The 12761-nt window shown below is 63.7% G+C and carries 11 protein-coding genes; all 11 read left to right on the forward strand.

What is annotated here, in order from left to right:
* Positions 1-103: 103 nt before the first annotated feature.
* The 11 genes from gsiB to PAQ31011_RS14445 all read left to right on the forward strand — a co-directional run bounded on the left by gsiB (position 104) and on the right by PAQ31011_RS14445 (position 12624).
* Positions 104-1663, forward strand: coding sequence for a glutathione ABC transporter substrate-binding protein GsiB (gene gsiB, locus PAQ31011_RS14395; RefSeq protein WP_150576498.1), 1560 nt, complete (start codon positions 104-106; stop codon positions 1661-1663).
* A 156-nt stretch (positions 1664-1819) separates the two neighbouring features.
* Positions 1820-2740, forward strand: a complete 921-nt coding sequence (gsiC, locus tag PAQ31011_RS14400) for a glutathione ABC transporter permease GsiC (protein ID WP_150576499.1) — start codon at positions 1820-1822, stop codon at positions 2738-2740.
* A 10-nt stretch (positions 2741-2750) separates the two neighbouring features.
* Positions 2751-3656: a glutathione ABC transporter permease GsiD gene (gene gsiD / locus PAQ31011_RS14405; RefSeq protein ID WP_150576500.1), complete on the forward strand. Its 906-nt coding sequence runs from the start codon at positions 2751-2753 to the stop codon at positions 3654-3656.
* A 23-nt stretch (positions 3657-3679) separates the two neighbouring features.
* Complete coding sequence (locus tag PAQ31011_RS14410; protein ID WP_150576501.1) at positions 3680-4804, forward strand: DmpA family aminopeptidase; 1125 nt, start codon at positions 3680-3682, stop codon at positions 4802-4804.
* 82 nt (positions 4805-4886) lie between these two features.
* Entirely contained in the window at positions 4887-5705 is an 819-nt protein-coding gene (locus tag PAQ31011_RS14415; RefSeq protein WP_150576502.1) for a M55 family metallopeptidase, read from the forward strand.
* 297 nt (positions 5706-6002) lie between these two features.
* Positions 6003-6953, forward strand: coding sequence for a DUF4118 domain-containing protein (locus tag PAQ31011_RS14420; RefSeq protein ID WP_150576503.1), 951 nt, complete (start codon positions 6003-6005; stop codon positions 6951-6953).
* A gap of 2 nt (positions 6954-6955) precedes the next feature.
* Positions 6956-7825 (forward strand): alpha/beta hydrolase, encoded by an 870-nt coding sequence (locus tag PAQ31011_RS14425; protein ID WP_150576504.1) that lies wholly within the window; start codon positions 6956-6958, stop codon positions 7823-7825.
* Positions 7826-8150: 325 nt separating this feature from the next.
* On the forward strand, positions 8151-9356 hold the full coding sequence (locus PAQ31011_RS14430; RefSeq protein ID WP_150576505.1) for an ABC transporter ATP-binding protein: 1206 nt from the start codon (positions 8151-8153) through the stop codon (positions 9354-9356).
* A gap of 97 nt (positions 9357-9453) precedes the next feature.
* Entirely contained in the window at positions 9454-10758 is a 1305-nt protein-coding gene (locus PAQ31011_RS14435) for an ABC transporter substrate-binding protein (RefSeq protein WP_150576506.1), read from the forward strand.
* A 103-nt stretch (positions 10759-10861) separates the two neighbouring features.
* Positions 10862-11737 (forward strand): carbohydrate ABC transporter permease, encoded by an 876-nt coding sequence (locus PAQ31011_RS14440; RefSeq protein ID WP_150576507.1) that lies wholly within the window; start codon positions 10862-10864, stop codon positions 11735-11737.
* A complete protein-coding gene (locus tag PAQ31011_RS14445) occupies positions 11734-12624 on the forward strand; it encodes a carbohydrate ABC transporter permease (protein WP_246179587.1) in 891 nt (296 codons plus the stop codon). The genes PAQ31011_RS14440 and PAQ31011_RS14445 overlap by 4 nt, the downstream gene beginning before the upstream one ends.
* Positions 12625-12761: the final 137 nt, after the last annotated feature.

The raw sequence follows: 12761 nt of genomic DNA on the forward strand, positions 1-12761 counted from the left end.
GGCAGTACCCTTGCTGTTCATGTTGTCACCATAATGACCGCCAAGTGGCGCAGTCGAACGACTCGCCCGGGGCGACCCCGTCAGACCAGAAGGAGAAAGACAGATGTCGAAAAACGTTTTGTTGGGCGCTCGCTGGAAAACCGCGCTCGCGTCCGTCGCTGTGGCGTCCGCCGTATTCGGTGCAGCCCCGGCGTTCGCCGCCAAGGATGTCGTGATGGCCGTGCAGTCGACCTTCACGACGATGGATCCGTACGACGCGAACGATACGCTGTCGCAAGCCATCGCCAAGTCGTTCTACGAGGGCATGTTCGGTTTCGACAAGGACATGAAGCTCATCAACGTGCTGGCCGATAGCTACACGGTCTCGCCGGACGGCCTCGTCTACACGATCAAGCTCAAGTCGGGTGTGAAGTTCCAGGACGGCACCAACTTCGACGCCGCCGCCGTGAAGGCGAACTTCGACCGCGTGACGAACCCGGACAACAAGCTCAAGCGCTACAACCTGTACAAGGAAATCGCGAAGACGGAAGCCGTCGACGCGCACACGGTCAAGTTCACGCTCAAGGAGCCGTTCTCGCCGTTCATCAACACGCTGGCCCACCCGTCGGCGGTGATCATCTCGCCCGAAGCGCTCAAGAAGTACGGCAAGGACATCGCCTCGCACCCGGTCGGCACCGGCCCGTTCGAGTTTGTCGAATGGAACCGCACCGATTACGTGAAGGTGAAGAAGTTCGACGGCTACTGGAAGAAGGGCTATCCGAAGGTCGACACGATCACCTTCAAGCCGGTGGTGGACAACAACACGCGCGCGGCCGTCATGCAGACGGGCGAAGCCGGTTTTGCCTTCCCGGTGCCGTATGAGCAGGCCGAAGGCCTGAAGTCGGGCGGCAAGGTGGACGTGATCGCCGGTCCGTCGATCATCCAGCGCTACGTGAGCTTCAACACGAAGCAGAAGCCGTTCGACGACGTGCGCGTGCGTCAGGCCATCAACTACGCGATCAACAAGGAAGCGCTGGTGAAGGTGGCCTTCGCAGGCTACGCCACGCCGGCTGACGGTGTGGTGCCGAAGGGCGTCGACTACGCAGTCAAGACCGGCCCGTGGCCGTACAACCCGGCCAAGGCCCGCGAACTGCTCAAGGAAGCCGGTTACCCGAACGGTTTCGAGACGGTGCTCTGGTCCGCCTACACGTACACGACGGCGCAGAAGGTGATCCAGTTCGTGCAGCAGCAACTGGCGCAGGTCGGCATCAAGGCACAGGTGCGCGCACTTGAAGCCGGTCAACGTGTCGAGCTGGTCGAGTCCGCACCGGACCCCGACAAGGCACCGGTGCGCATGTACTACGTGGGCTGGTCGTCGTCGACGGGTGAAGCCGACTGGGCGCTGCGCCCGCTGCTGAGCTCGGAATCGTTCCCGCCGAAGCTGTTCAACACGGCGTACTACAAGAACGACGCGGTTGACGCGGACTTCAACAAGGCGCTGCTCACGACGGACCGTGCCGAGAAGACGAAGCTGTACACGGACGCACAACAGAAGATCTGGAACGATGCGCCGTGGGCGTTCCTCGTGACGGAAAAGCTGCTGTACGCACGTAACAAGAACCTGACCGGCGTGTACACGATGCCTGACGGTTCGTTCAACTTCACCGATATTTCGATGAAGTAATCGCATAGCGTGCGTGCGTCCCGGCATCCCGGGGCCGTGCGCGTGCGATGCGAGTGTGATGTTCCCCGCGCCGCCCGGTCCAGCTAAGAGGCTCCGATGCTGGCGGCGCGGTCTACCGCAAGACATGGTTTCGGCAAGACGTTCGGCAAGACTGCGATGCTCAATTACTTTCTCAAACGCCTGCTCGGCCTGATCCCCACGCTGCTGATCGTGGCGGTGCTGGTGTTCGCCTTCGTGCACATGCTGCCCGGCGATCCGGCGCGTCTGGCGGCGGGTCCGCAGGCGGACGAAGCGACCGTGGCGCTGGTGCGTCAGGATCTCGGCCTCGACAAGCCGCTGCTCACGCAATTCACGTCCTTCATCTCGAATGCGGTGCGTGGCGATTTCGGTCTGTCGATGCGCAGCAAGCAACCGGTCTCGCAAGAGATCTCCAGCCGCTTCCTGCCGACGCTGTGGCTCACGCTGGTGAGCATGGTGTGGTCGGTGGCGATCGGCATGGGGCTGGGTGTCGCCTCGGCGGTGTGGCGCAATCGCTGGCCTGACCGGCTGGGCATGACCTTTGCCGTTTCCGGCATCTCGTTCCCGGCGTTCGCGCTGGGCATGCTGCTGATGCAGATTTTCTCGGTGCAGCTCGGCTGGTTGCCGACCATCGGCGCCGACTCGTGGAAGAGCTACATCCTGCCCTCGATCACGTTGGGCGCGGCCGTGGCCGCCGTGATGGCGCGCTTCACGCGCTCGGCCTTCGTCGAGGTGCTGCATGAAGACTTCGTGCGCACCGCGCGTGCGAAGGGGCTCAACGAAATGCGCGTGGTCTTCAAGCACGCGCTGCGTAACGCCATGATCCCTGTCGTCACGATGATGGGGTTGCAGTTCGGTTTTCTGCTCGGCGGCTCGATCGTCGTCGAGGTGGTGTTCAACTGGCCCGGACTCGGACGCCTGCTGATCGACTCGGTCGAGATGCGCGACTACCCGGTGATTCAGGCGCTGGTGCTGCTGTTCTCGCTTGAGTTCATTCTGATCAACCTCGTGGTCGACGTGCTGTACGCCGTCATCAACCCGACCATTCGCTACAAGTGAGGCAAGCACAATGAGCGCAAGCCAACCGACAACGGCCGCGAACACGGCCGCCGCCAGCAACAGCCGCGTGCGTACGCCGTGGCGCGAATTCTGGCGCAAGTTCAAGAAGCAACATATCGCGATGGTCGCCGGGGCCTTCGTGCTGGCACTGGTCGTCGTCGCGATTCTCGCGCCGCGCCTCGTGCCGTTCGACCCAGAGAACTTCTTCGACTACGACGCCCTGAACGCCGGGCCGTCCGCGAAGCACTGGTTCGGTGTCGACTCGCTCGGACGCGACATCTTCAGCCGCGTGCTCGCCGGCTCGCGCATCTCGCTGGCCGCCGGCTTCGGCTCGGTCGCGCTCGGCGCGATCATCGGTACGGTGCTCGGCCTGCTGGCCGGTTACTACGAAGGCTGGTGGGATCGCATCGTCATGCGTATTTCCGACGTGCTGTTCGCCTTCCCGGGCATTCTGCTGGCCATCGGCGTCGTGGCCGTGCTGGGTAACGGCATGATCAACGTGATCGTGGCCGTGGCCATCTTCTCGATTCCGGCGTTCGCCCGCCTCGTGCGCGGCAACACGCTGGTGCTCAAGCATCTGACGTACATCGAAGCGGCGCGCTCCATCGGGGCGTCCGACTGGACGATCATCATGCGGCACATTCTGCCGGGGACAGTGTCGTCCATCGTCGTGTACTTTTCGATGCGTATCGGTACGTCGATCATCACGGCTGCGAGCCTGTCGTTCCTCGGTCTGGGTGCACAGCCGCCGACACCGGAGTGGGGCGCGATGCTCAACGAAGCGCGGGCCGATATGGTCAATGCCCCGCACATTGCCATCTTCCCGAGCCTGGCCATCTTCCTGACCGTGCTCGCCTTCAACTTGCTGGGCGACGGTCTGCGCGACGCGCTCGATCCGAAGCTCGACCGGCACTGATATTCCCGCAGGAGCGCGAAGCCATGCCCCCGTCAGAATTTCGCGAAGCCTTGTTCGGCGCGCCTCACGTGGGGCAACTGCCCGCCGGGGCGCGTGACGCGATTACCGATGTGCCCGGCGTGTTCGTCGGGCACGTCACGCTTGAGGACGGTCCGGTGCAGACCGGCGTCACGGTCGTGTGCCCGACACCGGCCTCCACTGCTGACGCGGGTGGCGCACCCGACGCCTCTGCCCCCCACGCACAGTGGGACCCATTCCGCACCAAGATTCCCGCAGCAGCCGCCGTGATCAACGGCTTCGGCAAGAGCGTCGGTCTCATGCAGATCGAAGAGCTCGGCGTCATCGAAGCGCCGCTGGCGCTCACCAACACCTTTTCCGTCAGTCAGGTCGTGCTGGGGCAACTGCGCGCCGCGATTGCTGCGAATCCCGACATCGGACGCGGCGGTCCGTCGCTGAACCCGACCGTGTTCGAATGCAACGACGGCTACCTCAACGATATGCAGGCGTTCGCCGTCTCCGACGCGCACTACGCGCAGGCACTGGCGAATGCGTCGCCGGTATTCGCGCAGGGCGCGGTGGGGGCCGGGCGAGGCATGTCCAGCTTCGGCCTCAAGGGCGGGATCGGTTCGGCGTCGCGCGTGGTGGAGACGGCTGGCGCAACGTTTACGGTCGGCGTGTTGGTGCTGTCTAACTTCGGACGTCCCTCGCAGTTGACGATCGACGGACGCCACGTGGGCCCGGTGCTCGACGAACGCCTTGCCCAGCCTGAACAGAGCGCAGCGCCCGAGCGCGGCTCGATCATCATGCTGGTCGCCACCGACGCGCCGCTCGATGCGCGCCAGTTGCGCCGCGTGGCGACGCGCACCGGGGCAGGGCTGGCGCGCACCGGCTCCGTCTACGGTCATGGCAGCGGCGACGTCGCACTCGCTTTTACCACCGCTTATACGGTGCCGCACGACGCGCTGGGGCGTGTCGCGCCCGCCGCGCTGGTGCCCGATGCGCTACTCGATCCGATTTTTCAGGCGACGGCCGACGCCACCGAGCAGGCCATCCTGCACGCGTTGTTCGCCGCCGAGTCGGTCCTTGGACGTGATGGCCACGTGCGTCGCGCGCTGGCCGACGTCCTGCCCGACTGGGCGACGCTTTGAATACCGCCCGGTGCAGTCCGGCGAGCCCCGGGAAACCCCATCGATGACACTGCCGGGACATTGCTGAGACATTGCTGACACTATGCGAATACTGATTTCCACCGACATCGAAGGCGTCGCCGGCGTCTTCCACGCCGAACAGACGCGCGCCGGTAACGGTGAATACGAACTTGCCCGCCGCTGGATGACCCGCGAGGCCAATGCCGCCGTCGAAGGCGCATTCGCGGGCGGTGCAACCGAAGTGATGGTCAACGACTCGCACGGGGGCTTTCGCAATCTGCTGCCGGACGAACTCGATCCGCGCGCACGCCTCATTTTGGGCAAGCCGCGCTACCTGAGCATGGCGGCCGGCGTGGAAGCCGGATGCGACGCGATGTTCATGATCGGTTTTCACGGCAAGGCGCAAAGCGCCGGGATTCTGGCCCACACCATCAACAGCTTCGCCTTCGCTCGCGTGTGGCTGGGCGGCGTGGAGGCGGGCGAAGCGATGATTTACGGTGCGCTTGCCGGCGAGCGCGGCGTGCCGGTGGTCATGGCGAGCGGCGACGACGTGTTCTGCGAGGAGACGCAACCGATTTTCCCGTCCGCTCACTTCGTGCAGACGAAGTCGGCGTGGGGGCAGGGCAGCGGCATGACGCTCAACCCGGCGCAGTCGTGCGAGCTGATTCGCGAGGCCGCCAAAGTGTCGCTGGCCGACTCGCGCAAGTGGCACACCTTCAAGGTGGAAACGCCTGTCGAGGTGCGTCTGCAAACGCAGACCACGGCGCTTGCCGATCTCTTCTGCCAATGGCCGACGCTGGAACGTGTCGACGGTGTGACGTTGCAGTTTGAAGCGCCTACCGTGGAGGCGGCCGTTCGCATGCTCAATTGCCTCTCGGCCATGTCTTCCATGCTGCGCTGACGACATCGAAACCGGCCAGAATCGTCCCCCAAAAGGCCCCGTATCCTTTTGATTTGCAGGGTTTTGTCGAGTTTTGTCACCGGTTTTTCCCTGTCAACCGAACCAGCACTGGCCGCGCAGCCGCGCCAGTGCTGGATCCGCCATTTTCATGTTGTTAAGGCGCGACTGAATTAGGGTTTGATGGCCCCGAACGTCTAGAGCGGACGTGCGATAATCCGTAATATTTTGTAACAGGTGTGCCGCCTTTTAGTGCACAACCTCGGATTATTGAGCGTCGGCAAACGTCGGCGGTGAATCATGGAAATCAGAAACGCCCGACGTTGGGCGGAGCCCGGCGCCAAGCGGTATGTCGGAGCGTTAATGGTGGTACTTGCTGCGTTTCTTGTTCGCAGCCTCCTGCATCCGGTGCTCGATCACTCGATGCCGGGTCTCTTTTTCGTTTGTGCGGCCATCATCGTCGAATTCGTCTGGGGTCTGGGACCCGCGATCATGGCGATGGTCATCAGCATCCCGATCTTCGATTTCTTCTTCGTGCCGCCGTTTCGCGACGTCGCCCAACTGGATCGTCGCGACGTGCTTATCGTCACCGGCTTCCTGATGATCACGCCGCTGGCCGTGGCGCTGATCGAGCGACTGCGTCGCGCGCAATATCGCGCCGAGCTGATCGCGGAAGTGGCGCAGACGCGTTACGAGATGCTGCTGCGCGCCGAGAACGAGCGCATGGTGCTCACCGATTCGGTACAACTGGGCAACGCCCTGATGACGTACCTGACGAAGCACCTCGACTCGATTTTCTACCTGGCGAACCCGGCCACGCATTACGTCTTCATCGATGAGCATTTCCGTCGCGAGACGGGCGTGACGCCGGAAGTCGCCAAGCGGGACGGTCTGCGCGCACTGCTGCATCCGGACGACGCGAAGCGCATGGCGGGACTCTTCTCGCTCGAGGGCGAACCGCCGCAGCACGGCGCTTACAACCTGCGCGTGCGTACGCGCGACGGCGGCTACGAACTGATCCACTGCGAGCTTCAGCATTTCCGCGCGCACGTGGGGACTTATGTGATTTTGCGGCAGCACTCGGGGCCGACCGTGCGCCCGGTGACGTCGCTGCACACGGTGTCGCAGGCGTCCGGTGCCAATCGGCCCGACGGCACGTCAGGACTTACGAGTAACGCGAAGACCAGTACGCCTGAACGGCGCGAAGTGACCGAAGTTTCGGAGACGCCTGTCGTCTCCGGCGGGGTGTAACGATGTTTCAAGAAGACATTTTCTACAAGGGCGGCGAACACGCCGTGCTGATGTTGCCGGGCCTCTCGAGCACGCCGCTCGAAATGCGTCCGGTCGCCAAGGCGCTGCATCGTGACGGGTACACCGTGTCGGTGCCCCATATCGAAGGCTACGGCCTCGGCTCGCCGTGCACGCACTGGCGCGAGTGGATCGCTGCGGCGCGCGCGAAGTATCGCGAATTGCGCGATACGCACGAAACCGTCTCGCTGTGTGGGCTGAGCATGGGCGCGACGCTCAGTCTCGCTGTGGCAGAAGAGGAGCCGGACGTGACCGCGATCTCGGTACTGGCCGTCACGCTCGTGTACGACGGCTGGACCATTCCGCTCGCGTATCCGCTGCTCGATCTGCTGTATCACCTGCCGTTCGGCAATCGCTATCGCTATTACGAAAAGGCGCCGTTCGGGCTGAAGAACGAACGGCTGCGTGCGCGTGTCGAGAAATCCATGTCGATGCACGACGCCTCGGAAATCGGCTCGGCGTCGCTGCCCATCGAGCATCTGTATAACGCGCGTCGGCTCGCCTCACACGTGCGTAATCGTCTCGATCGCGTGACGGCGGACTGCCTCATCGTCCATGCGGTGGACGACGATACGGCCAGCCCGCATAACGCGCGCATCGTGTACAACGGCGTGTCGTCGGAAGTGAAGCAGAAGTGCCTGCTCGGCGAGAGCTATCACATCCTCACGATGGACAACGAGCGCGAGACCGTCGCCGACGAGACGCGTCGATTCTTCCGCGACGCCGTGGCGCGTCGTACCGGCGCGGCCACCACCGAGACGCGCATCATCTCCAAGGCGCTGCTGCGCGCCAAGCGTCGTGAGGCGGCGGCCTGATCGTCGTCGCTTTCCGTGTCATCGACGGCGTCATTTCCTGACGCCGGCCATCCCCGCAGTCCTCCAGAGTTCATGAAGTCGCACACGCTTTCACAAGCGTGTGCGGCCATCGTTCGGCTTCCATAGTTCCCACGCGACGAGACCCGGATTCGACGTTCGCCCGTCGTCAACTGATGTCGTCAACTGATCGGATGCCTGACATTCCTGTCCCGCGAGAGCCGCGCCAGGACTGGTGCACACGATGTCATCAAACTGCCATCGATAGCCGGTTAAGGTCTGGTTTTTCCGATCCAGCCGCCTTCGTGTGGCCAGCGCATATCTGCTCATGTCATCGCTCGTTATCGAATCCGTCAGCAAGCAGTGGGTCGACACATACGCGCTCCAGGATGTGAGTTTCGCGGCCGACGCGGGCTCGCTGGTCGTCCTGCTCGGCCCGTCGGGCTGCGGCAAGTCGACGCTGCTGCGCATGATCGCCGGTCTCGATACGCCGACGAGCGGACGCATCCTGCTCGGTGGCGATGACGTCACAGCGCTGCCGCCTGCACGTCGCAAGCTCTCGATGGTGTTCCAGTCGTACGCGCTGTTCCCGCATCTTTCTGTGCGCGAAAACTTGCTGTTCGGTTTGCGTGTGCGCCGTGAGCCGACGCGCGACTATCCGCAACGCCTCGCTCGCGTCGCATCGCTGCTCGGGCTGGAACCGTATCTGGACCGTAAGCCATCGCAGCTCTCGGGCGGCCAGCAGCAGCGTGTGGCGCTGGGGCGCGCGGTCATCGCGGAGACGTCCGTATGCCTGATGGACGAACCGCTCTCGAATCTCGACGCGCAACTGCGCCAGGAAATGCGTCGTGAAATTCGCGCACTGCAACAGCAGCTCGGCATGACGCTCATCTACGTCACCCACGATCAGACCGAAGCGATGAGCATGGCCGATCAGGTCGTGCTGTTGCGTCACGGCCGGATCGAACAGCACGGCGCGCCGCACACGCTGTACGCCACGCCGTCGACGCGGTTCGCCGCGAGCTTCATCGGCACGCCGCCGATGCAACTGCTCAAGCTGGTACGTCACGGCGACGCCCTCGTGCCCGCCGGACAAACCGGCCCTGCGCTCGAGCCCGCCGGGTCGCGTGACGCCGCGCTGCTCGGGCTGCGTCCGGAACACGTTCGCGCTGTCGCGCCGACCGCCGTGGGCGCGGTACTCGCCACGGTGAGCGCCGTCGAGTATCTGGGCGCCGACACGCTTGTCGCGTGTGCCCTCGGCGACGCGGGCGAGATCGCCACGCGCGTGCCGGGCCATCGACCGTTCCTGCCGGGCGACGCCATCGGCTTGCAGTGGGACGGCGTCGACCAGCATCTTTTCGACGCGACCTCGGGCGAACGTGTGGCCGATGCAACGCTGAATGTGAGCCCACAGATCGCCCCGTCGACGGCATCGTCTGCATCGCCCATCGCGGGACAAACGCCGGACGCGACTTCGCCACAAGCCACGCAAAACATGCAAGCCATGGCACTGACGCCGGAACAACACGCCTGAATCAGGGCGGGGGCCAGCACCGGTCGACGACACGGCCGGGCGGCCAGCACTCACTACCAGTCACATCACCACAACGCTTCATGGGGAACCCAGGAACATGCGACGCACGATTCTGAAAACGTTTGCGGCCAGTCTGGCCACGCTGGCACTTAGCGGTCTGACGAGCCACGCCTTCGCGCAACAGAAGCCGGTTGAGCTCCAGTTCTATTACCCGGTCGCCGTGGGCGGCCCGGTCACGAAGATCATCAACGATCTGGTGGCGGACTTCGAGAAGGATCATCCGACCATCAAGATCAAGCCCGTGTACGCCGGTTCCTATCAGGATTCGGTCGTCAAGGCGCTGACCGCCGCGAAGGCCGGCACGCCGCCGCAACTGGCCGTGCTCGCCGCCGCCGATGTCTTCACGCTGATCGACGAAGACGCTGTCGTGCCCATCGACAGCATTGCCAACACGGCCGCCGACAAGCAGTGGCTCGACGGTTTCTACCCGGCGCTGATGTTGAACTCGCGCATCAACGGTCACACCTGGGGCGTGCCGTTCCAGCGCTCGACCATCGTCATGTACTGGAACAAGGACGCCTTCAAGGAAGCCGGTCTCGATCCGGACCGCGCCCCGGCGAACTGGGACGAACTCGTGAGCTACGCGCAGAAGCTGACCAAGCGCGACGCCTCGGGCAACGTCACACAGTGGGGCATCAAGGTGCCGTCCGTCGGCTTTGCCTACTGGCTGTTCCAGGCGTTCACCACGCCGGCGGGTATCGAGTTGATGAACCCGGCCGGTACGAAGACGTTCCTCAACGCGCCGCAAGCCGTGCAGTCGCTGCAATACTGGGTCGACCTCACGACCAAGTACAAGGTGATGCCGACGGGCGCGATCGAGTGGGGCACCACGCCGAAGGACTTCCTCGAGAAGAAGACCGCGATCATCTACACGACGACGGGCAACCTGACCAATATCCGTACCAATGCGTCGTTCCCGTTCGGCGTGGGCAAGATGCCGACGAAGGTGCGCGGCGGCAGCCCGACGGGCGGCGGCAACTTCTACGTCTTCAAGAAATCGACGCCGGAAGAAAAGCAGGCAGCCATGACGTTCATCAAGTGGGCCACCACGCCTGAGCGTGCCGCGCAGTTCGGTATCGACACGGGTTACGTCGCCGTGACGCCGGCCGCGTGGGAAACCCCGGCCATGAAGGCCTACGTGCAGAAGGTGCCCGCCGCGGCCGTGGCGCGCGATCAGCTCGGCGTGAGCGTTGCCGAGTTCTCGACGCACGACAATCAGCGCGTGACGAAGGCGCTGAGCGACGGCCTGCAAGCCGCGCTCACCGGCACCAAGTCGCCCAAGCAGGCGCTGGACGATGCACAACGCGAAGCGGATCGCATCCTGCGTCCGTACGCGCGCTGATGCTGCGTTGATGCTGGAAGCGAATTAGTCTGTAGAAGCCCGGGGCCGACGTCATGCATGACAGGCACGCAACGGCCCCGGGGGCTGAACCGATGGACCGACGATGAACCGTTCTTCCCCCTCATGGGTGCCCTGGCTGCTGTTATTACCGGCGCTGGTGCTGCTGGTCGCCTTCACCCACTATCCTGCCGTTGCGACGCTATGGCATAGCGTGTTCTCGACGGCGCGCGCCGGTGCATCGTCCGTGTATGTCGGTGCCGAGAACTATCAGGCGCTCGTCGACGATCCTGTCTTCTGGCAGGCGCTGCGCAACAACCTGCTGTTCGCACTGATCACGGTGCCTGTCGCGATCGTGCTGTCGATCGTCATGGCGCTGTGGGTGCATCGTCAGGTGCCGGGTCGCGCGCTGCTGCGTCTGGCGTACTTCACACCCGCGATTTTGCCGATGATCGCTGTGGCGAACATCTGGCTCTTCTTCTACACACCGCAATACGGTCTCATCGCGCAGATCTCGCAGGTGTTCGGCTGGGGCGACCATAACTGGCTCGGACAGCCGGGCACCGCGCTGCCCGCGCTCATGATCGTGACGATCTGGAAAGAGGCTGGCTTCTTCATGATCTTCTATCTGGCTGCCTTGCAGCAGATCTCGCCGACGCTCGCCGAAGCGGCGGCGCTCGAAGGGGCGTCGCGCTGGCAGTTCTTCCGTCGCGTGCAGTGGCCGCTGCTGATGCCCACGACCGTGTTCGTGGTGATCAATGCGGTCATCAACGCGTTCCGTCTGGTCGATCACGTGGTGGTGATGACGCGGGGTGGCCCCGACAACGCCACGCAATTGCTGCTGTACTACATCTATCAGGTGGCTTTCAGTTTCTGGGATACGTCGTACGCGGCGGCGCTCACGGTGGTGTTGCTTGCGCTGCTCGCCATCGTCGCTTTCGTGAAATTCCGTCTGCTCGACTCACGTACGCATTACCAATGACGACCTCTGCCAACCCATCTTCAGCGACTTCCGCGACGCAGACGTCTGCGCGGCTTCCGACCCTGCGAGCATTCTCCGCGACGGGACACGCGAACCTGCTCGACGTGACCGGCGCATGGCTGCTCGGCCTGTTGTGGCTGCTGCCGCTGCTCTATGGCATCTGGAGCGCGATCCATCCGTCGGCCTACGCCACACGCTTCGTGCTCGATGCGCCGCTCACGCTGGAGAACTTCGTCCACGCATGGCAGGCTGCGCCGTTCGGACGCTATCTCATCAATACGTTCGTGCTGGTGACGGTGATCCTCGTGGCGCAAATCGTGCTCGCCACGCTGGCCGCTTACGCGTTCGCGCGCTTCACGTTCCGGGGCAGCGAAGTGGCGTTCATGATCGTGCTGCTGCAACTGATGGTCATGCCGGACGTGCTGATCGTCGAGAACTACCGCACCATCGCGTGGATGGGGCTGCGCGACACGATTCTGGGCATTGCGCTGCCGTACTTCGCGTCGGCGTTCGGCATCTTCCTGTTGCGGCAGGCGTTCAAGACGGTGCCGCGCGAGCTGGACGATGCAGCGCGCGTGGAGGGCGCTAACGCGTGGCAGGTGCTGTGGCGCGTGTACGTGCCGCTGGCGCGACCGGTCTACGTGGCGTATGCGCTCGTGTCGATCAGTCACCACTGGAACAACTTCCTGTGGCCGCTGATTGTGACGAACTCGGTGGAGACGCGTCCGCTGACGGTCGGCTTGCAGGTCTTCGCGGCGACGGATCAGGGGATCGACTGGTCGTTGATCACGGCCGCCACGCTCATGACTGCGGCACCGCTGTTCATCGCCTTCCTGCTGTTTCAGCGTCAGTTCGTGCAGTCGTTTATGCGCGCGGGGATTCGCTAAAACCGCGCTGAAACTCGCGCTAAAACCTGAGCTGAAAAGCAAAACGGCACGCGGGGGAGCGTGCCGTCTCATTGTCGCCTGATTACCGTCGCCTGACGTAGCGGCCTTTCCTGACTAAGTTCTGCGAGCCGGAAGGG

It is taken from the genome of Pandoraea aquatica, from assembly GCF_902459565.1.
In the GTDB taxonomy this organism is placed as follows: Bacteria; Pseudomonadota; Gammaproteobacteria; order Burkholderiales; family Burkholderiaceae; genus Pandoraea; species Pandoraea aquatica.

Excerpts from the sequence above, each read along its gene's own strand:
- PAQ31011_RS14425 (WP_150576504.1), top strand. The coding sequence starts at position 6,956 with ATGTTTCAAGAAGACATTTTCTACAAGGGCGGCGAACACGCCGTGCTG.
- gsiB (WP_150576498.1), top strand. The coding sequence starts at position 104 with ATGTCGAAAAACGTTTTGTTGGGCGCTCGCTGGAAAACCGCGCTCGCG.
- PAQ31011_RS14445 (WP_246179587.1), top strand. The coding sequence starts at position 11,734 with ATGACGACCTCTGCCAACCCATCTTCAGCGACTTCCGCGACGCAGACG.
- PAQ31011_RS14430 (WP_150576505.1), top strand. The coding sequence starts at position 8,151 with ATGTCATCGCTCGTTATCGAATCCGTCAGCAAGCAGTGGGTCGACACA.
- gsiC (WP_150576499.1), top strand. The coding sequence starts at position 1,820 with ATGCTCAATTACTTTCTCAAACGCCTGCTCGGCCTGATCCCCACGCTG.
- PAQ31011_RS14440 (WP_150576507.1), top strand. The coding sequence starts at position 10,862 with ATGAACCGTTCTTCCCCCTCATGGGTGCCCTGGCTGCTGTTATTACCG.
- PAQ31011_RS14410 (WP_150576501.1), top strand. The coding sequence starts at position 3,680 with ATGCCCCCGTCAGAATTTCGCGAAGCCTTGTTCGGCGCGCCTCACGTG.
- gsiD (WP_150576500.1), top strand. The coding sequence starts at position 2,751 with ATGAGCGCAAGCCAACCGACAACGGCCGCGAACACGGCCGCCGCCAGC.
- PAQ31011_RS14435 (WP_150576506.1), top strand. The coding sequence starts at position 9,454 with ATGCGACGCACGATTCTGAAAACGTTTGCGGCCAGTCTGGCCACGCTG.
- PAQ31011_RS14420 (WP_150576503.1), top strand. The coding sequence starts at position 6,003 with ATGGAAATCAGAAACGCCCGACGTTGGGCGGAGCCCGGCGCCAAGCGG.
- PAQ31011_RS14415 (WP_150576502.1), top strand. The coding sequence starts at position 4,887 with ATGCGAATACTGATTTCCACCGACATCGAAGGCGTCGCCGGCGTCTTC.